Genomic DNA, 20,280 nt, shown 5'->3' with positions numbered 1-20,280 from the left:
GAATGTCTTTAAGCCTGCGCCTGTTACTGGCAGCCGCCATTACCACTACCCTAGCTCTGGTGGCTACAGTGATCGTATTCAACTTCTTGTTTCGTCTTTATTTTGAAGACCGAACGCGCAATGAATTAGAGACATACCTGTTGCTGCTGACCGGCAACATAGATGTGAGTGCAGTCGGAGAAGTTGAAGTCACCCCAATTTCTGACCCTCGGTTCAATCAGGCGTTGTCTGGCTACTATTGGCAAATTCAAGTCGATGACAAAGACCCTGTTCTGTCGCCCTCGTTCTGGGCAGCGCCTTTGGCATTAGAGCGCCCCCATATGGCGGGTGTGATTTCATTCGAAGACGTCATCACAGGGACTGGAGGCACGGTTGCGGTCGCGAGCTGGGTGATAACGATCGGAGAAGGAGACATGCAGCGCGAGATCTTTTTGGCGATTGCCATAGATCGCGAGGATCTGGATGTTTCTGTGTCCGGATTTTTAGCAAACTCTGTTATCTGGCTGGCCATATTGGGTTTGTTTCTGTTCGCCGCAAGTTGGATTCAAGTTAAGCTTGGACTGAACCCGCTGCAAAAAATCCGATCCGAAATTGGGCGTGTCAGCAAGTCGCCTAGAACGCGACTGTCGTCTAATTATCCGACTGAAGTGTTGCCGCTTGTAGAAGAGGTAAACCAGCTTCTGGATGCAAATGCCGATGCACTTGACCGCGCCCGCTCGCGTGCCGGAAATCTGGCACATGGTTTAAAAACACCACTGACAATTATGCTCGGAGTTGAGCGTAAAGTGCGACGAAGCGGAAACGACGCTCTTGCCGACGATTTGTTGGCGGAAATCACAAGCATTCAACACACCGTCGAGCGCGAACTTGCGTTGAGCCGTGATAGCCAACAAGTGCTGCGGCAGTGCTCTATCCACCCAATTGCCACCCGCCTGCATCGTGCGTTGAGCCGCCAGCCCGGGACCGAACACATTCGATGGGATGTCGATGTGCCTGAGGGCTTGTACATTCCGTTTGACGAGTTCGATTTGACCGAGCTTCTTGGTAACCTGCTTGACAATGCGATGAAGTGGTCAGAGAGCCACATATGGGTTCGTGCTGGTCAGGATGGCCCGCAGGCGTTTCTATCAGTGGATGACGACGGGCCCGGTATTCCAGACACCGCCATATCTGCAGCATTGGAGCGTGGCGGCAGATTAGATTCACAGCAACCGGGGTCAGGTTTAGGATTGACGATCGTTAACGACATGGCACTTGCCCACGGCTGTGTTTTGTCGCTCCAGCGTTCACCAATCGGAGGATTGAGCGCGCGCATAACGTGGTCGGCGAGCGACGCGTGAACAAAGGCTAACAGTTTCTATTCCGCACCAGGGCGAACTGCGGCTTAGTCCCGCGCCTCGATGGTCGATCCTGCTCGCGGCGAAATGGCGGTTTGGGTCTTGCTGATTTTTCCAGCGGTGAATGACCGGAAACGGGAAATTTTCTGCGACGCGACATATAGCGCGCCGCGCCCGCAAGGGGATTCTGCGCCAGCGAAAGCTGCGCGGGCATAAGTCCGGAGTGTCCGCGCCTTGCCTATCTAACCGGGCTGCGGCGAAAGTACGGTTTCGGTTTTCTTCAGATCGACGCCCGTGAATGACTGGATTGGTGACTTGCGCTGCATCGCAACAGAACTTGTGCCGCAACTGCGAACGGATGCTGCGTCAGCGAAGTCAGAAAATCGAAGGTCGGCATAGTCCCGCGTTGCCGCCATTTGAGATGCGCGCCGCGAAGGTCCGCATTGCGCGTTTGGTACTATGACACGCGTAAGCGCCATTATGTTAAGTTCGGTCCAAACAGGCGATCCGCAAGTTTTTCTAAGCTAGGGATATGTACAAATCTGCCCTTATTGATCACACGAATAGCCGCCCGCTGTGCTTTGTACCCGTGTTGATCGCCTTTCTCGTGTTTGCCGATCTTGTTTCCCAGATCCGGTAGCGGTTCACCGGGTGGTGCACCGAACCACAGGAATTCTGTCAGCTTCAGGGATCCCGGATCGAAGCGTACCCAGATCACGCAGCCTGATGGTTTGTCTGCCAGCCGGACGTTAATCTTCTGTCTTGCGGTTTTGGCACCGATAAAGCTGGATTTCATCTGAACATGTCGTTCGACGCCGTTTGCCTCGAGCAGGATGTCGTAGCCGCTGCGGTCGGTATGGCTGCGCAGGATGTCCATTTCGATCCCACGCATCCACATTTCCCGGCAGAGTTCACCGAGAAAGCCGTATTCAAGATATTGTTCCCGAAGGCTGGAAGCATCGTTGTGCATGGTGTCTTTCATGATTGCTCCGCATTGACTTGGGCATCAGTCACGCTTCCGGGGAGCAAACAGTCAAGCAAAAGAGACTTATAGTCTGTAGATTTAACGTCTGCATCCATGGCCCAAGATGGGGATGGATATTCGCAGGCTGGTCGGGCTGAATTGACAATCGAAGCTCCATTCCAGATGCGCCGGCGCGGTGTGGAACTGAAGCTGCATCTCGGAGAACCACCGGCAGAGATCGACAGAACGCTGGTGCAGAACATTATGAAGGGGCGTAGCTGGCTAGCAATGGTCATCGCGGGCAAAACCTTCTCCGAGATCGCCGATTCCGAAGGGGTGTCGAAGCGCCGTGTGCAGGATGTGACCAACCTAGCCCTTCTTGCCCCAGATGCTCTTGAGAGCATTGCTGTGGGTGAACAACCCGATGGCCTCACCACGGACTACCTGATCAAAACCCGCTTCTCTGCAGTCTGGTCAGAGCAGCACGCGCAGTTCGCATCGCTCTGAAACAAAACACCCTGAAATCTGCAAACTCGTACCGCCGGAATCGCAAACAGAGACTACGGCGTGAAATCGGCCCGGATCTTGCTCTGGATTGCGTCTCTGCCGAAACCCCAGTCTGCCAAGCACCCGAAAACACGCGACATTCGCGCGGTAAACTCTCAGCGTCTGAAAACAGGAAAGTGGTTGGCTGGGATGGTAGGATTCGAACCTACGGTACACTGTACCAAAAACAGTTGCCTTACCACTTGGCTACATCCCAACTGTGGACGTTTATCTAGTCAAAGGCCGAACTGGACGCAACCCCAAAATTATCGGATTTCATCGGAAAATCCACCCCCCAAATTGCGCGAAGCACGCAAGGCGTGTTCGATTCGCAGCCGCATCAACATACCCCAATAGGGCAGTTGAAAGCTCCTGTTTCCGTAGTACTTTCTTGAAAGGGCGAAACTTTGTTTTGTTGAAAGATTTAAACTCAGATGGGCAGAGTCACGACCTAGGTTCAGACATCGGTCTCGACTTAGCCAAGGCGTCAAATGCAGCGAGCTCATCCAACAGAGCGGGCATCTGATCAATGGGAATCATGTTTGGGCCGTCTGACGGAGCACTATCGGGATCTTGATGCGTTTCGATGAACACCCCCGCCACGCCAACTGCTACGGCCGCACGTGCAAGAACAGGCGCGAACTCACGCTGCCCTCCGGACGAAGCCCCCTGCCCCCCCGGCATCTGAACAGCATGAGTTGCATCCATGATCACCGGGAAATCCAAACCCGCCATTTGTAGCAGCCCGCGCATGTCGGTGACCAAACTGTTATAGCCAAAACTTGTTCCACGTTCCGTCAGCATGATTTGAGAGTTGCCTGCTTCGACCAGCTTCTCGGTGACATGCGCCATATCCCACGGCGCCATGAACTGTCCCTTTTTGACATTCACAGGCTTTCCGGTTCTTGCAGCCGCGATCAATAAATCAGTTTGCCGACACAGAAACGCCGGAATCTGAAGCACATCCGCAACTTCGGCCACGGTCCCACACTGATCTGGCAAGTGAACGTCAGTCAGAATGGGCACGCCGGTTTCGGCTTTGACAGCAGCAAGTATGTCCAGCCCGGCATCTATGCCCGGCCCACGCTGGCCGCGATGTGATGTGCGATTGGCTTTGTCAAACGATGCCTTGAACACCAAACCCAGCCCAGCCGCATCACAAGCCGCCTTCAGCTTTTCAGCCAGGAACAGCGCGTGATCGCGGGTCTCCAACTGGCACGGCCCGGAAATCACGGCCAATGGCAAATGGTTGCCAAACCGGACCTTCCCTATTGTGATCTCTCTCATATCAGGACGAGATTTGTTCGCGTAGGATCGATGCGGTCAACGATAGCATCAGGTAGATCCCCGAGAAAATCAGGAAAGCCAAGATCGTGTTTTCAAATGCCCGCGGATAGGTTGGTTGATCAGGGGCAACGGGGCTGACGTTTGTAGACAAATAGCGGGTTTGCTTGTTGGCTTCGATCCGGGCCACCTCAAGTTGCTGCAGGGCCTGCTGCATCAGCAACGTGCGGGTTTCCAAATTGGTCTGAGCAATCCGTAACTGCCCACTGATCGAGGCCAAAGATCCGTTTTCGCCGCCCGTATCCGTCAGCTTCCCACGCAACTCAGCAATCAACGTTTCCAATCGCGCAATATCGCCTTTCACCCCATCCACACGGGCTTTATTCGGGCTCGTATTGTCCAGCAGTTGTTCCAACCGCAAACGCTTGTCCTGCAATTGGAGCTCGTAGTTATTGATCTGCGACATGAGTGATGATGCATCTGAAGTCGCATCAAAAACCCCCATCGTTTCTTGCAATGCCAGCACCTGATCCTGCGCATCGAGCATTTCGCGTTCGGCTTTCTCATAGCTTTCCTGCGCGCCCTTCATCTGATCTTCGCGCTTACGCTGTGTCAGGTTGTCGACACGCTCCTCCGCGTAGGCAATCAGTGATTTTGAGTATTGCTCGCTCACTTCTGGTGTGGCCGCAATCACTTCCATCTTGATGATGCCTTCGGTCGGGTCAAAACCGATCTTAACCCGTTTTTTGTAGGTCTTATATGCGGTCTCGTTGCTGGCTTCAGAATCGAGCCGTTGCACAACATCGATATCTCCATCGCTGAAGTGAGCTTTGAACCCAACGTCGCGGTCGAGCCTTAGCATCGCTTCGCGTGAGGTCAGATAGCCCTGCACCCCGATACTGTCCTGACTTGAGGCAAGCCCGGTGCCTGCAAACAATCCCGCGGCCCCGCTGCTTCCATTTCCATCAGCTTGCTGGATCACAAACTCGGACTTCGTGGCGTACATTGGAGTCGCGATATTGTAGTAGTAGTATCCGGCCACAATTGATGGCAGCACCACAAAGAACAACAGGCGCAACACAAGCATACGCATGTTGCGACGGCGGCGGCGTGTGATATCGCGCTGGATATCCATGACCGAGCGAGCCCGCTCAGCCGCGTCAATCACACCCGGACCAGGTAGTCCTGGCTGCACTGCTGGTTGTGGAAGGTTAGGAGTTTTCCCATCCCCTTCGCCTTCAACCAGTTCCAGCATGTTGGCCCGTTTGAAAGGATCAATGCCAGCCAACCGAAGTCGATACACAGCCTCCTGATCGCTTTCGGCCTGAATGCCGTGTTTCTGCGCCACACGGCGTGCCATGCGAAGCTGTCTTCCTGTCAGCCCTTCTTTGTGGACCTTATCAATCTCGGAAGCCTCATCAGAACCTGCCGATGTATTGGGAGTTTTCTGCGATGACTTGTCAGCACCCAAATTCGGCAGGCCATCCTCTTGCGGGTGCTGCGACATCTCCTCTAACGGATTGAGCGCTTCCTTGGGCTGGTCTTCAGAGTTTTTTGCATTGTCCTGAGCCATTTGCGCCACCACGTCCTCGGATTGATCCACTTCGGCTTCGTCAGCATCCGTGTTCTCAGACGCTCTAGAAGCAACGCGCGCTTCATCACCCTCAGCCCCATCAGCTGCGGTCGATCCACGCCGGATGCGATAACGGTTAGCCTTGGGTCTGGTAATCATAGAGCTGTTTCGCTTCTTCTAAAGTATCAAACTGGTAGAACTGGCCGTTTGTTAGAACTGCAGCTGACGTGCAAAGCTTTTCCAGTGTTTGTGCCTGATGTGATACCACAACAACCGTGGCATCCTTCAAGCGATCTTGTAGAACCGTTCCCGCACGGCGGTTAAATTCTGCGTCAGTCGTTTGGGGCATACCTTCATCAATCAGATAGATATCAAAATCCATCGCCAACAGAAGCGAGAATGTAAACCGTGCCCGCATTCCGGCGCTGTAGGTTGCCATTGGGAAATCATAGTATTCTTCCAGATTGCACAGCCATCTGGTGAAGGCCTCGAGGTAATCCGGGTCAAGCCCGTACAATCGGGCAATGTGGCGGGCGTTTTCACGTGCTGAGAGTTTTCCAATCACCCCGCCCATAAAACCCAATGGGAAGGAAATTCGGCATCCGCGCACGATCTCGCCCTCATCCGGCTTTTCCAGCCCGGCCATCATGTTGATCAGCGTCGTCTTACCGGTGCCGTTTGGCGCCAGAATGCCAAGGGAATTGCCGAGCTCAACCCGAAAGGAGGCCTGGTCAAGAATGACCTTCCTCTGCTTTCCGGTCCAAAAGGACTTACTGACATTCCTGAACTCGAGCATTTTCGCCTTGATACCTAAACTTGCCTCAATCCCTCTTAGATGAATTATCTTAACTAAGAGCTATAGGTCGCCAATTCGGCTAAATTATGTCTGTTTCATCCTAGGATTTAGCGCAAATCTTGCTGAAAAAAAGGGGAAAGCGCCAGAATGACTGACGCTTTCCTTGATAGCCCGACGTAGGCGGCCCTTGGCCAGATCCCGTATCGGATCAGCCGTGCTGCTTTTCGACACGAAGGACCTTGCCTGCAATGAAGGACAAGAACACAGCGCCAAAGCTAAAGAGCGCGCCCATTTTCGCTGCATCCTGTACCGGGCCAGGATCAAAGGCGACAGCTGCCACAAACAGCGAAACGGTAAACCCGATCGCCGCCACAAATCCAATCACGATCAGGTCGACCAAACGCATTCCGGCCGGAAGTCCGAGTCGCATTGGCCCGACGGCAATCCATCCCATGATGAACACGCCAACGGGTTTGCCGATGATCAGACCGGCAAGCACCAGCCAAGTTGCTTCGCCAATGGCCCCAAATTCGACCCCGGCATTCAGAAGGCCGAAGAAGAACAGGACGATGTCGACCGGTATGGCCAGTGAGTGCTCCATCTGGTTCAAGGTATCAGTCAGATATTTCTCAGCCTCAGAGAAGAAGCCAAACGCGCGGTCGGCGTGTGGGATGGCCGGGATAACCGGAAGCAGACCCAGCGCCGGGTGAATGCCCGCCTGAGCGAAACCGTACCAGCTTAGGCAACCCGCGACGGCATAAGGGATCCACCCCAGTTTTTTGCGCACAAAGGTCGAATAGCGGCGCAGTTGGTCTCCGCGGTCTTTGCGACGCGGCAACCAATTGAACAGGACAAACACAAGAACGGATGCCGCGACAGACAGAAGCAACCATTCCGGGGCCAGCTCTCCTGACGGGTAGAAGATGGCCAAAATGATCAGGCCCGCTGCGTCATCTGCAATGGCAAGCAGAAGCAAGAACCGCACCGCTGGGTGCCCCGCGCCAAAGACCAGACGGCCAACCAGATAGCTGAAGGCAATATCCGTCGCAGTCGGAATGGCCCAGCCACGCGCAACCGCATCAAACGTGCTGGAGCCAAGGAAATAAGCGATGCCAAGATAAACTGCGATCGGACCCAGCATGCCGCCAGCGGTGGCGACCAGAGGTGTCGCCGCCTTTTTCCCGCGTAAGCTGCCGTTCTTCAAAATGACGGCTTCCCAGACCTCTTTCCCTGCGATTGCAAAGAACAATGCCATCAGCATGTCATTGATAAGATAGTGAAACGTCAGAACTTTCTCGACATCACCATATTCGAAATGATGCGAGGCTTCACCGTAAGCTTTTTCCCAATATCCGATGTCGATACCGATCCATCCATTGAACCATATCGGGTATTCCACAAAGTGATGGTAGGAATGGGGATCTATGTTTGCCCAAACAAGAGCAATCATAGCGCCGCTGATAAGAAGAATCGAATAGGTGGTGATGAAATTCCACACACGGTACATGGCAATCCCCGTCTTTACTGTTCTTGCAAACAGGCCGCACTCCGGCTGTGAAGCTGGAACGCGACCGTATGTTGTTACATTTGGAAATAATCTAATTGGCGTCAAACAACAATGGTAAGGCGGCAAAACTCTGCCACCTTATCCAGTTGTTCTACTGTATCTTACGCCAAGGCGCTCCAACCAAGGCCTGCAAGCACTGCTCCCACGACGGCGATCCCAAGATAAGCTGCAAAGACGCGCGGTTTCACCAAAGCCCAAACCGCAACGGCCGCCGGGATGCAGCTGACCCCGCCCGCGATCACAAAGGACATTGCCGCGCCGTTTGACATGCCTTGCTCAAGCAAAGCAGCCACCATGGGCACTGCGGCATAGCCGTTCAGATACGCCGGCGCGCCTACGATAGCCCCCAGCACAATGGGGCCGATCCCTGTACCGCCAAGAACCTGAGCCACAAGCTCGGCCGGGATGTAACGCAGCATCAGCGCTTCGATCATGTAGGCCAGAAGCAGCCATTTCCCAAGGAACAGCGCGTTTTCCAGTGCTGCCGACTTGAAGGTTTCGCGTCGATGGGCCTCGGTCCAGAACTTCCAGTTCACGTCACCTGAATACACATCTACACCGGAATCAGAGCCGCAAGATGAGCTGCAACAGGATTTGACAGGCGCGTTTTTCAATGGATCTGCAAACACGGCCGAGGTGGCGAATACTTTCACGACAAAGCCGCCCATCAATCCGATGGCAATAGCCGCTACCAATTTGGCCGTTGCAAAGCCCGTGCCGAGAGTGCCCGCGGTGATTGCGAACATGGCAGGGTCCATCAAAGGGGACGACAGCCAAAACGCCATAACCGCCGACAAAGGTGCCCCAACCGCCAATAGTGCGGCAATGAACGGAATGACCTCGCACGAACAGAACGGTGACAGCCCGCCAGCAAGGGCTGCGACCACGATCATGCGGGTCTCGCGCCCCTCAAAAGCGCGGGCCAAAAGATTCTCAGCCCCGGTAGCCTTAAGGAACGCAACGGCCAAGATCGCAAACAAGATAAACGGCGCCGTGTGGCCCAGCGCAGTCAGCGCAAACCGGATCATCGGCATCAGCTCTGCCGGGTCCAACACGGCGAGGATAACAGGCAGCAGCAAAACAAATACCCATGCCCAGTCGGGCTTGAACCGCCGCGGTGGCTGCGTTTGCGTTGTATCAGCCATGATCGTGGCCCTTTCCGTCTGCGCAATCCGCGCAACATTCGGACAGCAAATAGTCCGACAATGCGCGCATCACGTCATATTCAGCAGCCACGCAAATGATTGAGCGTCCCTGCTTTTTCTGCGTCACCAACCCGGCAGCCGACAGAATTTTCATGTGATGTGTCAGGGTCGATCCAGTGACCCCACACCGATCGCCCAGGGCTCCGATAGAAAGCCCATCAGGTCCAGCACGCACCAAGGTGCGCAGAACGCTCAGCCGATGTTCCGATCCAAGTGCCGCAAACTGTGACGCGGCAATATCAACATTTAGGGGTTCGAGAGATTCGTGTTTCATATTTCTAGAAATATCGAAATAAACTCCGTGCGCAAGTTTTATTTCGACAAAACTAGAAACATTGAAGTTAAGCCATCGGCCCCCTACCCTGCGCCTATGACCACACTTCATGACGCCATCAGCACCTGCACCCTATGCGCCTCTCGGTTCGAACAGACCGTAACCGCGCATAGCCCGCGCCCGGTGGTGTGGTTTCAGTCCAGAGCGCGGTTGCGTATCATTGGACAAGCGCCGGGCATGCGCGTTCATAAGTCCGGCATCCCGTTTGACGACCCATCCGGTGATCGTTTGCGTCAATGGATGGGCATTGATCACGACGTCTTCTACGACCGGACACGCATTGCAATCACACCGATGGCCTTTTGCTTTCCGGGCTACAACGCCAAAGGATCGGACTTGCCGCCTCCAAAGATCTGCTCAGATACATGGGCAGACAAGGTGGACCTGCAATTTCAGGATATTCCACTGACACTACTTGTCGGCGGCTATGCTCAAACCCGTCACCTTGGCCGGGGCACATCTGTCACCGACACTGTAAAGTCATGGCGCGATCATGCGCCGCGGGTCTTCCCCTTGCCACATCCGTCGTGGCGCAATACGGGATGGCTGAAGAAAAACCCGTGGTTCGAGGCAGAGCTTCTACCTGAACTGCAATTGCGCGTGTCCCGCGCGCTGGATGAATAACCGGAGAATGTCATGAGCGAGCAGACGCCCTTGGACAAAGCCCATGCCGCCATGCAGGCCGACCTGAACGACGATTCAGCCCGCCTTCGGTTTTACGAGCGTCTGTCAGATCGCGAGCTTTTCCTTCTCTTGGCAAAAGAGCCTCAAGGCGACGATATCGACCCAGAACTGTTCGAACTTGAGACCGAGAAATACGTATTGGTGTTTGATCGCGAAGACCGGTTGTCCGAGTTTGTTGGCAACCCTGCCCCCTATGCCGCCCTACCGGGCCGAGTTATTGCGGGGATGTTGTCGGGTCACGGAATTGGACTTGGCGTCAATCTCGGCGTGGCCCCGTCATCGATCCTGATCCCGGCCGAGGCGATGGACTGGCTTGCCCAAACGCTCAGCAGCGCTCCGGATGAAGTAGAAGCGCAAATCGCCGAGATCTTGCCCCCTTCAGCGCCGGACGTCCTGTTGACCGCACTTTCAGAAAAGCTTGGGTCAGCACTGGGTCTTGCCGAATGCGCGTGTCTGGCGGGTGTGCGGCATACGGACGGAAAGCGCGGGCATCTATTGGCCTTCATTAATCCCGCTGAAGGTGCCGAACGTGCTCTGGCGGGTGCCGCAAACGAAGCGCTGACCTTTTCGGGGCTGGATGCAGGAGAGCTTGATGTAGGTTTTTTTTCAGATTCGGAAGAGATTTCGCAAAAGATGCTATCGGTCGGGCTGCGCTTTGACCTGCCTGCGCCAGAGGCTCCTGCCCAATCATCGCCAACCATCCCCGGATCTGACCCAAACAGGCCCCCGATCCTGAAATAACAACCGCAGACCGCACAAAAATGGGGCGCCGTCACCTACGCCCCAGTCCATATTTAGATGCACCCCCGGCTTAGCCGCGCTTCCAAATCCACAGCGCGTTGTTTTCGTGCTTGCCGGTGTCTTCGCCAATCAAAACCGACCCATCGCGGCGAACCACCAAGTTGTCGGGGTTTGAAATGGAATCGACCGGGCAGGCATTCGGCGCATTGTCTTTGTTGTAGCCATGACCAGCCACAACCGGCACCATGGTCTTCACGTCGAAATCTGCTTCCAGCTTCATCTCGTAGACAACGCCGCATTTGTTGGCTTCCAGACGCACGTCGCCTTCACCATCTGCCATGCCTTTGCCGATCGACGACATGGCCATGTACATATACGGAACCGACCCGTCCTTGGCGCCTTCGTAGTTGATGTTAACGCCTTCCATCTTACGGAACTCGGCAGTGGCGCCTTTCGCAGCAGCTGCTTTACGACTTTCAAGGAAGGCCACGCGGTTGTCCGCAGCTTTGCCTTGTGCCCATATGGCGATGTCTCCTTCGGTCAAATAGCTGTTCTGGCCTTCCACGAAGTTCTCTGGCGTGATGCCGTCGTATTCGCGCACCCAAGCTGCAACCTCGGCGCTGGTGCCGTGTGCGAGCTTGATCCAGCTAACATCAAAACCGGTTTTGGACGCATCAGCCGCATTGCTTTCATCCTGCTGAACCATTTTGGCAGCATAGAGCGTGCCAGCCGACAGATCGTTTTCTTTGTCCGCGACAAACTTGAAGAACACAACATCTGTGCCGTCATCCGACAAGTAAACCGTCTTGTGATCGGGCATGACAACCGCATTTTCGTGGCTGAAACGCCCCATCGCGAAATGCTTAACCGGTGTCGCGGACGCAGCCGGGTCCGAGACCTCGACGATGTAGCCATAGTCGTACGGGTTCGGGAATTCTCCGCCCAGATACTTGGCCAGATTCAGTTGGTCTTCGTGATACTTGTAGCCCGGATTGTTCCAGTCAGCCGAGTTGTCAAAATACAGCTCCTCTGATGACAGCGGGGTCGCCCAAGGGGTCATCGTGCCAAAGCAGTTCACCCAAGTGCCACGCACGGATGAGAAGTCAAGCATCATGGTTTCCCCCACAGACCAAGTGCCATCTTCAGCACGGGTCAAAGCGGCGCGGCTCATCCCGCCGGGGCGGTTTTCCCAGTTGGTGAACAGAAAGCCAGTGTTGTCGCCAGTTTTGACATATCCGTTGAAATCCGGGTCGTTCGACGTCAGCAACTCATCGCCACCGATGGTCTTGATCACACCCATTACGCCGTTATCACCTTCCTGCATCAGGATTTGGTAGTCGCCCAGCGTAGACATAACGCGGGCTTTGTCGGCATCTGCTGTCGGCACGGCCAGCTCGCCCGCGTCCCAGTTGGCGTTTGAGATCACGCCGACGCTTGCCTTGGCAAATTGATTGCCCAGCTCTGTTTCCGGATGCTGTGTGTTGAAGAACAGGTCGTTGCCTTCTTCATAGATCCCGGTGATTTCGGCACCAAGCTGAACTGTGGCAACGCGTTTCAGAATGTGGCCGTCAGCAAATGCGACAACAGGGGTCACCGACGTGGCAGCCAACAGGCAAGCTAGCGTCTTTTTCATTGGAAGTGTCTCCTAGGTAAAAGCAGCACGCGCGTAATTGCACGCTTGCTGTTTTCCTAGGTGTCGAGTGTAACCCTTTGAATACACTCATGTAACAGTTCCAAGACGCCCTCAGACCTCCAAGGGTAATCGAGTTTAGATTACTTCTTGGCTTCCAACGCGTCGATGCGCGCTTTCAGGGCTTCGTTTTCTTCGCGGGCCTTCTGGGCCATCGCGCGTACAGCGTCGAATTCTTCGCGGGTGACAAAGTCACGATCCGCCAACCAGCGATCCATCCAGCTTTTCATCGCGGTCTCGGCTTCGTCCTTCGCGCCCTGCGCCACGCCCATGGCGTTGGTCATCAGTTGGGAAATGTCGTCAAAAACCTTGTTGCGCGTCTGCATGTGCTTCTCCTCGCTTGAACTGAGCCCTATATGGGGGCTTGAACGCGCAGAGACAAGGTTGACTTGCCCCGAAGAAGAGGTTCAACACAGCGATATGTTTATGGCCATCCCCTTCCCCGCCATCGCGCCCGAGATCTTTTCGATCGAGATTGGCAGCTTCACTTTTGCCCTGCGCTGGTATGCTTTGGGTTACCTTGTTGGCATTGCCATTGGATGGTGGGTGATGGCACGCGCCATCAGCCGGGTGTCGCTTTGGATTGGTGACCCCCCGATCACACGCGCGCAGCTTGAAGACTATGCAACATGGGCCATTGTGGGCATCATCATCGGGGGGCGCCTTGGCTATGTCATGTTCTACGAGCGTGCCTATTTCATGGCCAACCCCGGTGACATCCCAAAGATCTGGACCGGGGGCATGTCCTTTCACGGCGGCTTCGCCGGGGTCATTTTGGTAACGTGGCTTTATGCCATGCGTCACAAGGTCGAGCTGGCCAAGTTTGCCGATCTCGTCGCTATTGCCGCGCCAATTGGCATCGGCCTTGTCCGCCTCGCCAACTTCATCAATGCCGAGCTTTGGGGCAGACCAACCACTGTGCCTTGGGGCGTGATATTTCCCGGCGCGGCAGCTCAGGACTGTCCCGGTTGGGACGCAACCCTTGGAGCCTGCGCACGGCATCCAAGCCAGCTTTATGAAGCAGCGCTTGAGGGTTTCATCCTAGCGATCATCATGATCACATTGGCGTTCAAACGTGGCTGGCTAAAGCACCCCGGCAAACTGACAGGTTTGTTCTTTCTGGGATACGGCTTAGCCCGTTTCATGGTCGAGTTCTTCCGGCAGGCAGACGCCCAGTTCATCACGCCAGACAATCCTTGGGGCCATGTAATCCGGGTCGGCGACCTTGGCATCACCATGGGCCAAACCCTGACCTTGCCAATGATCGCCATCGGCATTGCTACACTGATCTGGGCCAACCGGCGCGCCGTTCATGACAACGCTTGAAGACATTCTGACGCGCCGTATCGCCAAGACCGGTCCGATCTCAATCGCGGAATATATGGCAGAGTGCCTTCTCCATCCGGAGCATGGATATTACGCCACAAAGGACCCGTTGGGCGCTGAGGGAGATTTCACCACCGCACCGGAAATCAGCCAAATGTTTGGTGAGATGATCGGGCTTGCCTTGGCACAAGCTTGGATGGATCAAGGATCGCCCTCCCCGTTCACACTGGCAGAGCTTGGGCCCGGTCGCGGGACGCTGATGGCCGACATATTGCGCGCCACGAAGGGCGTACCGGGATTTCACGCCGCCGCTCAGGTGCATCTGATCGAAGCCTCGCCCGTTTTGCGCGACCGACAGTCCAAACAGCTTGCAACCTATCACGTCACACATCACGACAGTGTTGGCACCCTTCCCGATGCCCCTCTTTTCCTTGTCGCAAATGAGTTCTTTGATGCGTTGCCAATTCGGCAATTCCAAAGGGATGGCGACGGCTGGCGCGAGCGTCAGATCGGGATTGAAGACGGAAAGCTGACAATGGGGCTGACCGCACAGATGCCCGTTGAGGATTTGGCGCACCGACTGTCTGACACCAAAGATGGGGATCTGGTCGAACATTGCTCTGCAGCAATGGGCATCACGAAAACGATAGCCCAGTGCATCGCGGCACATGGCGGGGCTGTGTTGATCATCGACTACGGTGATTGGGTATCAGTCGGGGATACATTGCAGGCCGTGAAGGATCACACCCCTGTTCCCCCGCTTTCAACGCCCGGAAACGCTGACCTGACGGCGCATGTCGACTTCGCGGCACTCACCAGCGCGGCCGATCAGCTCGACCCACATCTCTTGACCCCGCAAGGCGTGTTCTTGGAACGGCTTGGCATTATAGCGCGGGCACAAAACCTTGCAGGAAAGCTCAGCGGTGAGGCGCTGAACGCGCATATCGCTGCACACCGGCGCTTGACGCATCCCGATGAAATGGGGACGCTCTTCAAAGTACTGGGACTGACTCGCGCCGATGCGCCCGATCTACCCGGCCTTCAACGCAATAGGTCACAGGCGCATTCCGATGGCACTTGAGATTTTGACTTCTGACGCACTTGGTGCAACCCGGCACGGGTTCTTCACCCGAAAGGGGGGCGCGTCCTCGGGCGTGTATGCGGGATTAAACTGCGGCAGTGGCAGCAAAGATCAGGCCGAGCTGGTGCAGATCAACAAAGACCGCGTGGCGCAGGCGCTGGATGTGGCGCCCAGCCATCTGTGCGGCGTGTATCAAATCCACTCGCCAGACGTAGTCACAGCAGAAGGTCCCATCAATGGGGACAAGCCCAAGGCGGATGCTGTGGTCACCGCAACACCGGGGCTGGCGCTGTCGATACTGACGGCTGATTGCCAACCTGTTTTGTTTTCCGATCCCGACGCCAATGTTATCGGCGCGGCCCATGCCGGTTGGAAAGGCGCGATTGGTGGCGTATTGGAAGCCACGTTGGAGGCGATGGAAGCGCTTGGCGCGAAACGTGCAAGTATCACCGCTGTCATCGGCCCGACCATTAGCCCCAGTGCCTACGAAGTCGGCCCCGAGTTTCGCGAAGAGTTCACAGGCCATGACAAGAGCTATGACCGCTTCTTCACCGATGGCAACGGCGACCGCGCCATGTTTGACCTGCCCGCTTTTGGCCTGCATAGGCTTCTAGCCGCAGGTATCGGGCATGCTGAATGGACAGGCCACTGTACCTATTCCGATCCGGATCGTTTCTATTCCTATCGTCGCACCTGCCATAAGAACGAGCCGGATTACGGGCGATTGATCTCAGCCATCCGTCTTTAGGCCAAGCAAACAAAAATGCCGCCAACGATGTGGTCGGCATTCAGAGTGTCGATGGAACCGAACCCCTTATGGGGTGTCTTCCATCCGCGCTTCCAGCACGTCAAACGGCACGCCTGGTTCATCCTTTGCCCCGCGAATAACCAGCGAGGTTTTCACCGACGCCACATTCTCGGCCGCAGTCAATTCTTCCGTCAGGAAACTTTGGAAGGTCGACAGATCCGGCGCAACACATTTCAGAATGAAATCCACCTCGCCGTTCAGCATGTGGCATTCGCGAACCAGCGGCCAATCGCGGCACTGTGCCTCAAACGCAGACAGGTCAATCTCGGCCTGACTGACAAGACCCACCATCGCGAAAACTTGCACTTCAAAGCCCAGCGCGCGCGCGTCTACATCCGCGTGGTAACCCCGGATCAACCCATGCTCTTCCAGCGTGCGTACGCGACGCAGACAGGGCGGCGCGGATATCCCAACGCGTTTTGCGAGTTCCACGTTGGTCATACGACCGTCGGCCTGAAGTTCGGCCAGAATCATACGGTCGATTGGATCAAGTTTACTTGCGGACATTGAGCTGCCTTCTGATGAGTATCCGGTGGCGCGCCACATGGCGGCTTCCGATCGGAAATTGCGCAGAGATTACATCCACATGAAGGATTGCGCAACAATCTTTCACACTGGCGCAACATCATTTCTTGGAGGGTGCGGTCCGTGCGGTTGCAAGATTGGCTTGCATCCGACCCGCAATGGCCTTTCATTACAGGCTCGGCACGCTTATATGCGACACGAAACTAGAATGCTCAAGGAAAACTCCATGTCCGAGACTCGTCACACCAATGTCCTGATCATCGGCTCAGGCCCCGCCGGTTATACCGCTGGCGTCTACGCCGCGCGCGCCATGCTGGAACCGATCCTTGTGCAGGGGATGGAGCCTGGTGGACAACTGACCACCACGACCGAAGTTGAGAACTATCCTTCCTTCATCGACATCCAAGGCCCCGAGCTGATGATGAAGATGGAAGAGCACGCACGCGCGATGGGCACCGAGGTGATTGGCGACCTGATCGTGGATCTGGACATTTCGAAACGCCCCTTCACCGCCAAAGGTGACAGTGGCACGGTCTATACTGCCGATGCCGTTATTCTGGCCACCGGCGCACGTGCCAAGTGGCTGGGGCTGGAAAGCGAAGAGAAGTTCAAAGGTTTCGGCGTTTCCGCCTGCGCAACCTGTGACGGGTTCTTCTATCGTGGCGAGGAAATCGTTGTTGTCGGCGGCGGCAACACCGCTGTGGAAGAGGCACTGTTCCTGACCAAGTTCGCGTCGAAAGTGACCTTGATCCACCGCCGCGACACGCTGCGCGCCGAAAAGATCCTGATCGACCGCTTGATGAAGAACGAAAAGATCGTTCCCCTTTGGGATCACACGCTGGAAGAGGTCGTTGGCGACGAAAATCCGCTGGGCGTCACCGGCGTGCGTGCAAAACATGTTGAAACCGGCGAGATCACCGAGATCCCGGCCAAAGGTGTTTTCATCGCCATCGGCCACGCCCCAGCCAATGAGTTGGTGAAGGATACGCTGGAAACTCATATGGGCGGCTATGTTGTGACCAAACCGGACTCGACTGCCACCTCGGTCCCCGGCGTATTTGCCGCTGGTGACCTGACGGACCATAAATACCGCCAAGCCGTGACTTCAGCCGGGATGGGCTGCATGGCCGCACTGGAAGCCGAGCACTTCTTGTCGGAACAAGAATGATCTCTTTCACAGGCATTGCGCATCGTTTGGTCTTCACCGACCAGGATGCGCTTTTGCCTGTGCGATGGCCTGAAGGGCGGTTTCATCATTCAGGTCAATTTGCGATCTATACTTCGTTGACGCCGGAAGGCTGCGGCGTAGCGATCAAGCGGTATTTGGGGGATCGTGATGCCCCGCGCCATATCGTGCCGTTGACAGTGGCGCTAGAACGCGTGACCGATCTGCGTGGGCAAACCACGGCATCCGTTGTTTGGCAAGATGAACGGGCATGTGGGCAGATCCCGTCCACATGGGAGCTTTCAGATGCAGCGCGCACTTCAGGCGCGCAGGGGATGCTTTATTCCTCTCGCTCACGTCCAGATCTCACTCACCTTGTTGTTTTCACTGACACCTTGGCTACGCTGGAACAAGCAGGCACACCCCAGCCCTTTCCCGCACAAACACCCTAGTCTCCGGCGTTGCCAGCAGGCCACGTCCTAGATTTTCGCGTTTTCCCCGCAAAAAACACTTTGCGTGCGCAGAAAACCATGCAATGCGTTCACGCGTGAACACACATTGAGTCGCCAGTTATGTCGTCACCCGTGACAAAACCCAATCCGGACGAGGAAGATCAGCTCTTCCGTCTTCTGCGCCAGCTGGATACGGCGCCGGAAGCATCGCAACGCGCGATCGCCACGGCGATTGGAACGTCACTGGGTCGGCTAAATGCGCTTCTGCGTACCGCAGTCGATGCTGGGCTGATCACGATCAGCGAACGCAGCGGCCCGGACAAACGTCAGCGGTTTGCATATTCGCTGACCGCACGCGGTGCTTCGGAAAAGGTGCGGCTCACAGACATTTTTTTGAACCGCAAGCTTGCAGAATATGACGCATTGCACGCGGAACTAACCGGTACAACCAGCGGCCTGGTTCCGCTTAAACACAGGACCAATCTTATGGAAAACAATCTTGCTCCTATTCCCGAGCTTTATGTCAGCCACGAAAGCGCGCTGAAGCTGAAAGTCGAAGCGGCTGATCTGACCAGCCATGATCTGACCCCGCGCCAGATCTGCGACCTTGAGCTTCTGATGAATGGCGGCTTTAACCCGCTGAAAGGCTTCCTGAGCGAAGAAGACTACAACGGCGTCGTGGAAAACATGCGTTTGGCTGACGGCCAACTGTGGCCGATGCCGATCACGCTGGATGTGTCCGAAGACTTTGCCCAGTCGATCGAACTAGGACAGGACATTGCCCTGCGCGATCAGGAAGGTGTCATTCTGGCGACCATGACAGTCACCGACCGCTGGGAACCGAATAAGGCCCGCGAGGCCGAGAAGGTATTCGGTGCGGATGATGATGCGCACCCTGCTGTCAACTATCTGCACAACCAAGCCGGCAAGATCTATCTGGGTGGTCCGGTTGTCGGCATCCAGCAGCCTGTCCACTATGATTTCCGCGGTCGTCGCGACACCCCGAACGAGCTGCGCGCCTATTTCCGCAAGTTGGGCTGGCGCAAGATTGTGGCCTTCCAAACCCGCAACCCGCTGCACCGTGCGCACCAGGAACTGACCTTCCGCGCCGCGAAAGAAGCTCAGGCCAACCTGCTGATCCACCCGGTTGTCGGCATGACCAAGCCGGGCGATGTAGACCACTTCACCCGCGTGCGCTGCTACGAGGCCGTTCTGGACAAATACCCGGCATCGACCACCACCATGTCGCTATTGAACCTTGCCATGCGTATGGCTGGTCCGCGTGAAGCTGTGTGGCACGGCCTGATCCGCGCCAACCACGGCTGCACCCACTTCATCGTGGGCCGCGACCACGCAGGCCCCGGCAAGAACTCGGCTGGTGAAGATTTCTATGGCCCCTATGACGCGCAAGAACTGTACCGGGCGAACCAATCGGAAATCGGCTGTGAAATGGTCGACTTCAAGCACATGGTTTGGGTTCAGGAACGCGCTCAGTATGAGGCGATCGACGAAATTAAGGACAAAGATGACATCACCATACTGAACATTTCGGGCACCGAGCTGCGTCGTCGTCTGGCCGAGGGCCTTGAGATCCCCGAGTGGTTCTCGTTCCCCGAAGTGGTCAAGGAACTGCGCCGCACCAAACCGCCGCGCGCCAAGCAAGGCTTCACCGTGTTCTTCACCGGCTTCTCGGGTTCAGGCAAGTCGACCATCGCCAACGCGCTGATGGTGAAGCTGATGGAACAGGGCGGTCGCCCCGTGACGCTGTTGGATGGTGACATCGTACGTAAAAATCTGTCGAGCGAGCTTGGCTTCTCGAAAGAGCACCGCGACCTGAACATCCGTCGTATCGGCTATGTGGCCTCCGAGATCACCAAGAACGGTGGTATCGCGATCTGTGCTCCCATCGCGCCTTATGCAACCACGCGTCGTGCGGTGCGAGAAGACATCGAAGCCTTCGGTGCATTCGTTGAAGTCCACGTCGCCACCTCGATCGAGGAATGCGAACGCCGCGACCGCAAGGGCCTGTATAAACTGGCCCGCGAAGGCAAGATCAAAGAGTTCACCGGCATCTCGGACCCCTATGACGTCCCTGCGAACCCGGAACTGTCGGTCGAGACCGAGAACGTGGACGTCGACAACTGCGCCCACCAAGTTCTGCTGAAACTGGAAAGCATGGGTCTGGTAAAAGCCTGATCTGAC

At 55.8% G+C, this 20,280-nt stretch carries 21 protein-coding genes and 1 tRNA gene; 10 read left to right on the top strand and 12 right to left on the bottom strand.

All coding sequences use genetic code 11. The features are described 5' to 3' along the window. Positions 1 to 2 precede the first annotated feature (2 nt). Positions 3 to 1,340, top strand: a complete 1,338-nt coding sequence (locus MWU55_RS07375) for a HAMP domain-containing sensor histidine kinase (protein WP_246935307.1) — start codon at positions 3 to 5, stop codon at positions 1,338 to 1,340. A 239-nt stretch (positions 1,341 to 1,579) separates the two neighbouring features. Here the strand turns inward: MWU55_RS07375 and MWU55_RS07370 are convergent, their stop codons facing one another. Together MWU55_RS07370 and MWU55_RS07365 are read right to left on the bottom strand one after the other, a co-directional pair. Next, on the bottom strand, positions 1,580 to 1,753 hold the full coding sequence (locus MWU55_RS07370; RefSeq protein ID WP_246935306.1) for a hypothetical protein: 174 nt from the start codon (positions 1,751 to 1,753) through the stop codon (positions 1,580 to 1,582). Between the two features lie 62 nt (positions 1,754 to 1,815). Continuing rightward, positions 1,816 to 2,319: a hypothetical protein gene (locus MWU55_RS07365; protein ID WP_246935305.1), complete on the bottom strand. Its 504-nt coding sequence runs from the start codon at positions 2,317 to 2,319 to the stop codon at positions 1,816 to 1,818. A 96-nt stretch (positions 2,320 to 2,415) separates the two neighbouring features. Here MWU55_RS07365 and MWU55_RS07360 point away from each other — a divergent pair, with 96 nt between their 5' ends. Then, on the top strand, positions 2,416 to 2,808 hold the full coding sequence (locus MWU55_RS07360; RefSeq protein ID WP_246935304.1) for a hypothetical protein: 393 nt from the start codon (positions 2,416 to 2,418) through the stop codon (positions 2,806 to 2,808). A 181-nt stretch (positions 2,809 to 2,989) separates the two neighbouring features. Here MWU55_RS07360 and MWU55_RS07355 read toward each other — a convergent pair. The 7 genes from MWU55_RS07355 to MWU55_RS07325 form a co-directional block, all read right to left on the bottom strand. Next, positions 2,990 to 3,064: transfer RNA gene (locus MWU55_RS07355), tRNA-Gln, on the bottom strand. A 227-nt stretch (positions 3,065 to 3,291) separates the two neighbouring features. Then, positions 3,292 to 4,134 (bottom strand): 3-deoxy-8-phosphooctulonate synthase, encoded by an 843-nt coding sequence (gene kdsA, locus MWU55_RS07350; protein ID WP_246935303.1) that lies wholly within the window; start codon positions 4,132 to 4,134, stop codon positions 3,292 to 3,294. A gap of 1 nt (position 4,135) precedes the next feature. Next, positions 4,136 to 5,863, bottom strand: coding sequence for a capsule biosynthesis protein (locus tag MWU55_RS07345; RefSeq protein WP_246935302.1), 1,728 nt, complete (start codon positions 5,861 to 5,863; stop codon positions 4,136 to 4,138). Next, positions 5,841 to 6,500 (bottom strand): ATP-binding cassette domain-containing protein, encoded by a 660-nt coding sequence (locus MWU55_RS07340; RefSeq protein ID WP_246935301.1) that lies wholly within the window; start codon positions 6,498 to 6,500, stop codon positions 5,841 to 5,843. The genes MWU55_RS07345 and MWU55_RS07340 overlap by 23 nt, the downstream gene beginning before the upstream one ends. A gap of 208 nt (positions 6,501 to 6,708) precedes the next feature. Then, the gene (locus MWU55_RS07335) at positions 6,709 to 8,007 is read right to left on the bottom strand and encodes a Na+/H+ antiporter NhaA (protein ID WP_246935300.1); all 1,299 of its coding nucleotides are present in this window, start codon (positions 8,005 to 8,007) and stop codon (positions 6,709 to 6,711) included. A 161-nt stretch (positions 8,008 to 8,168) separates the two neighbouring features. Next, positions 8,169 to 9,212, bottom strand: a complete 1,044-nt coding sequence (locus MWU55_RS07330) for a permease (RefSeq protein WP_246935299.1) — start codon at positions 9,210 to 9,212, stop codon at positions 8,169 to 8,171. Continuing rightward, positions 9,205 to 9,546, bottom strand: a complete 342-nt coding sequence (locus MWU55_RS07325) for a metalloregulator ArsR/SmtB family transcription factor (RefSeq protein WP_246935298.1) — start codon at positions 9,544 to 9,546, stop codon at positions 9,205 to 9,207. The genes MWU55_RS07330 and MWU55_RS07325 overlap by 8 nt, the downstream gene beginning before the upstream one ends. 96 nt (positions 9,547 to 9,642) lie before the next feature. On the opposite strand from MWU55_RS07325, the gene MWU55_RS07320 reads away from it, so the two are divergent. Next, the gene (locus MWU55_RS07320; protein ID WP_246935297.1) at positions 9,643 to 10,230 is read left to right on the top strand and encodes a uracil-DNA glycosylase family protein; all 588 of its coding nucleotides are present in this window, start codon (positions 9,643 to 9,645) and stop codon (positions 10,228 to 10,230) included. A gap of 12 nt (positions 10,231 to 10,242) precedes the next feature. After that, positions 10,243 to 11,031 (top strand): SseB family protein, encoded by a 789-nt coding sequence (locus MWU55_RS07315; RefSeq protein WP_246935296.1) that lies wholly within the window; start codon positions 10,243 to 10,245, stop codon positions 11,029 to 11,031. Between the two features lie 70 nt (positions 11,032 to 11,101). On the opposite strand, the gene MWU55_RS07310 is transcribed toward MWU55_RS07315, so the two are convergent. Then, the gene (locus MWU55_RS07310) at positions 11,102 to 12,664 is read right to left on the bottom strand and encodes an alkaline phosphatase PhoX (RefSeq protein WP_246935295.1); all 1,563 of its coding nucleotides are present in this window, start codon (positions 12,662 to 12,664) and stop codon (positions 11,102 to 11,104) included. A 140-nt stretch (positions 12,665 to 12,804) separates the two neighbouring features. Then, complete coding sequence (locus tag MWU55_RS07305; RefSeq protein WP_246935294.1) at positions 12,805 to 13,047, bottom strand: accessory factor UbiK family protein; 243 nt, start codon at positions 13,045 to 13,047, stop codon at positions 12,805 to 12,807. A gap of 94 nt (positions 13,048 to 13,141) precedes the next feature. Here MWU55_RS07305 and lgt point away from each other — a divergent pair, with 94 nt between their 5' ends. The 3 genes from lgt to pgeF are packed head-to-tail and all read left to right on the top strand — an operon-like array spanning position 13,142 to position 15,876. Continuing rightward, complete coding sequence (gene lgt / locus MWU55_RS07300) at positions 13,142 to 14,047, top strand: prolipoprotein diacylglyceryl transferase (RefSeq protein ID WP_246935293.1); 906 nt, start codon at positions 13,142 to 13,144, stop codon at positions 14,045 to 14,047. Next, positions 14,034 to 15,128, top strand: coding sequence for an SAM-dependent methyltransferase (locus tag MWU55_RS07295; RefSeq protein ID WP_246935292.1), 1,095 nt, complete (start codon positions 14,034 to 14,036; stop codon positions 15,126 to 15,128). Before lgt ends, MWU55_RS07295 begins: the two co-directional genes overlap by 14 nt. Then, complete coding sequence (pgeF, locus tag MWU55_RS07290; RefSeq protein WP_246935291.1) at positions 15,118 to 15,876, top strand: peptidoglycan editing factor PgeF; 759 nt, start codon at positions 15,118 to 15,120, stop codon at positions 15,874 to 15,876. Before MWU55_RS07295 ends, pgeF begins: the two co-directional genes overlap by 11 nt. Positions 15,877 to 15,942: 66 nt before the next feature. Here pgeF and MWU55_RS07285 read toward each other — a convergent pair whose 3' ends face one another. After that, entirely contained in the window at positions 15,943 to 16,443 is a 501-nt protein-coding gene (locus MWU55_RS07285) for an Lrp/AsnC family transcriptional regulator (protein ID WP_246935290.1), read from the bottom strand. Between the two features lie 244 nt (positions 16,444 to 16,687). On the opposite strand from MWU55_RS07285, the gene trxB reads away from it, so the two are divergent. From trxB to MWU55_RS07270, 3 genes are all read left to right on the top strand, one after another. After that, entirely contained in the window at positions 16,688 to 17,629 is a 942-nt protein-coding gene (gene trxB / locus MWU55_RS07280) for a thioredoxin-disulfide reductase (protein ID WP_246935289.1), read from the top strand. Continuing rightward, positions 17,626 to 18,078 carry an RES family NAD+ phosphorylase gene (locus MWU55_RS07275; RefSeq protein WP_246935288.1) on the top strand — a complete coding sequence of 151 codons (453 nt, stop codon included), beginning with the start codon at positions 17,626 to 17,628 and terminating at the stop codon, positions 18,076 to 18,078. The genes trxB and MWU55_RS07275 overlap by 4 nt, the downstream gene beginning before the upstream one ends. Before the next feature lie 120 nt (positions 18,079 to 18,198). Further along, the gene (locus MWU55_RS07270) at positions 18,199 to 20,274 is read left to right on the top strand and encodes a bifunctional sulfate adenylyltransferase/adenylylsulfate kinase (RefSeq protein WP_246935287.1); all 2,076 of its coding nucleotides are present in this window, start codon (positions 18,199 to 18,201) and stop codon (positions 20,272 to 20,274) included. Positions 20,275 to 20,280 lie beyond the last annotated feature (6 nt).

Source organism: Aliiroseovarius sp. F20344 (assembly GCF_023016155.1).
Lineage (GTDB): Bacteria > Pseudomonadota > Alphaproteobacteria > Rhodobacterales > Rhodobacteraceae > Aliiroseovarius.
The sequence above is the reverse complement of the archived record's forward strand: the minus strand, read 5'-3'. Positions and strand labels throughout refer to the sequence as shown.